This window comes from Streptomyces sp. CA-294286 (genome assembly GCF_050947155.1).
Lineage (GTDB): Bacteria > Actinomycetota > Actinomycetes > Streptomycetales > Streptomycetaceae > Streptomyces.
The window spans coordinates 460,205-462,339 of record NZ_CP192005.1; the positions used below are offsets into that span (position 1 = coordinate 460,205).

The 2,135-nt window shown below is 72.6% G+C and carries 2 protein-coding genes; both read left to right on the forward strand.

Features of this window, described 5'->3' with window-relative positions; genetic code table 11:
• Positions 1 to 126: 126 nt before the first annotated feature.
• Entirely contained in the window at positions 127 to 1,131 is a 1,005-nt protein-coding gene (locus tag ACQPZG_RS07310) for an ATP-binding cassette domain-containing protein (protein WP_433545009.1), read from the forward strand.
• Positions 1,128 to 1,979 carry an ABC transporter permease gene (locus ACQPZG_RS07315; RefSeq protein WP_433545010.1) on the forward strand — a complete coding sequence of 284 codons (852 nt, stop codon included), beginning with the start codon at positions 1,128 to 1,130 and terminating at the stop codon, positions 1,977 to 1,979. Before ACQPZG_RS07310 ends, ACQPZG_RS07315 begins: the two co-directional genes overlap by 4 nt.
• Positions 1,980 to 2,135: the final 156 nt, after the last annotated feature.

Below are 2,135 nucleotides of genomic sequence, written 5' to 3' on the forward strand. Positions count from 1 at the left end.
GACCGGCATCCGTGCCGGTCGGCTGTTCCCTTTCCCACCCCGTCCCGCCCCCACCTCTTTCGCGCATTCCCGACCCTTCGAGCATTCCCGACCTTCCGAGCATCCCCGACGACCTGGAGAACTCCCATGAGCGGGCTCCTCATCGAACCTCCCGAAACCATGATCGAGGCCCGGGACCTCAGCAAGACCTTCGGCGCGGTCCACGCCCTCGACTCGGTGCACCTCTCCGTGCCCCGGGGGTCGGTCCTGGGCCTGCTGGGCCACAACGGCGCAGGCAAGACCACCCTGGTCAACATCCTCACCACCGCGCTCACCCCGTCCTCCGGCACTGCCTCGGTCGCCGGGCACGACGTGGTGCGCCGACCCCACGAGACACGCCGACGCATCGGGCTGACCGGGCAGTTCGCCTCGGTGGACGGCCAGTTGAGCGGGCGGGACAACCTGCTGCTGATCGCCCGTCTGCTGGGCGCCGGCCGCCGGGCTGCGCGGGCGCGCGCGGACGAACTGCTGGAACTGTTCGCGCTCCAGGACGTGGCAGGACGCCGCGCCCGCACGTACTCCGGCGGACTGCGCCGACGCCTCGACCTCGCGACGAGTCTGGTGGGCCACCCGGAGGTGGTCTTCCTCGACGAACCGACGACGGGCCTGGACCCGGAGGCCCGGCTAGGCCTGTGGGAGATCGTCGAGGGGCTGGTGACCGACGGCGCCACCGTGCTGCTCACCACCCAGTACCTGGAGGAGGCCGACCGGCTCGCGGACTCCATCACCGTCCTGTCCGGCGGCCGGGTCATCGCCGACGGCACCGCGGCGGAGCTGAAGGCGGCCGTCGGCCGTCGCACCGTCACCGTCACGCTGGATCCGGCGGCCGACCGGGAGAGCGCGGTCGGGGCACTCCGCCTGGCCGCGCTGGAGCCGTCGGTGGCCCCGGGCACCGACTGTCTCGTCATTCCCATCGACGCGTCGAAGGACGTGGCGACGGTGATCCGCGCCCTGGACCAGGTCGGGGCCGAAGCATCCGAGCTGTCCTTCGGCGAGCCCACGCTCGACGACGTCTACCTCGCCCTGGCCGGCCGGACCCCCGTACCCGTCCGGTCCGGTTCGCCCGCCCTGCCCAAAGGACCCGCCGCATGACCACCACCGCACCCGCCCCCGCCCCGACCGAAGCCGTCGTCCCCGTCCGGCCCCCGCGGCCGGACTGGCCGGACAGTTCGGTGTTCCTCCAGATCCGTGTGCTCACCGCACGTTCGCTGCGCTCGATGGCCACCGACCCGGGCGTGGTGCTCTTCGGACTGCTCCAACCGGTGATCATCCTGTTCGTGCTGACCCAGGTGTTCAGCAAGATGGGCGCTCCGCCGAACTTCCCCGCCGGAATCACCTACCTCGACTTCATCCTGTCGGCGGTGCTGGTCGACAACGCGGTGCAGTCGGCGGTCCAGTCGGGCGTCGGGCTGGTCGACGACCTGAAGAACGGGGTGGTGGCCCGGCTGCGGTCGCTGCCCATCATGCCGTCGTCGCTGCTCATCGCCCGCAGCTTCGCCAACCTGGTACGCAGCGCGGTGCAGGCCGTGGTCATCCTCGCGCTGGCGTTCGGCGTGCTGGGCTACGCACCGGCGGGCGGGGCGGCCGACGTGGCGGCCTCGGTCGGGCTGACCCTGTTCATGAGCTGGGCACTGGGATGGGCGTTCATCGCGGCCGGCGCCTGGCTCCGGCGGGCCGAGCCGATGCAGAACCTCGCGGTGATCGCCATCCTGCCGCTGATGTTCGCGTCCAGCGCCTACATGCCGGTCCAGGACCTGCCGGGCTGGCTGGCCGCGGTCGCGGGCGTCAACCCGCTCACGTACGCGATCGACGCGACCCGCGCGCTGGCGCTGGGCATCCCGGGCGCGGAAGCGATCGTCCCTGCGCTGGTCATCGGCTGTGTGATCGCCGCCGTGGGCGGAGTTCTGGCGGTACTCGGCTTCCGCCGCCCGCTGCGCTGACCGCTCGCGCTCGTCGCTTCGCGGGACGGCACGGTTCCCCCGGCCGGGGGAACCGCACGAAGCCCCTGGGCCCGGACTTCCGAGGAAGTCCGGGCCCAGGGGCTCTGTGCTGTCCGGCGGCCGCCGTCCGAGCGGGCCGCCCGGACCCGGCGGCGG

Coding starts and splice junctions, on each gene's coding strand:
- ACQPZG_RS07310 (WP_433545009.1), top strand. CDS start 127: ATGAGCGGGCTCCTCATCGAACCTCCCGAAACCATGATCGAGGCCCGG.
- ACQPZG_RS07315 (WP_433545010.1), top strand. CDS start 1,128: ATGACCACCACCGCACCCGCCCCCGCCCCGACCGAAGCCGTCGTCCCC.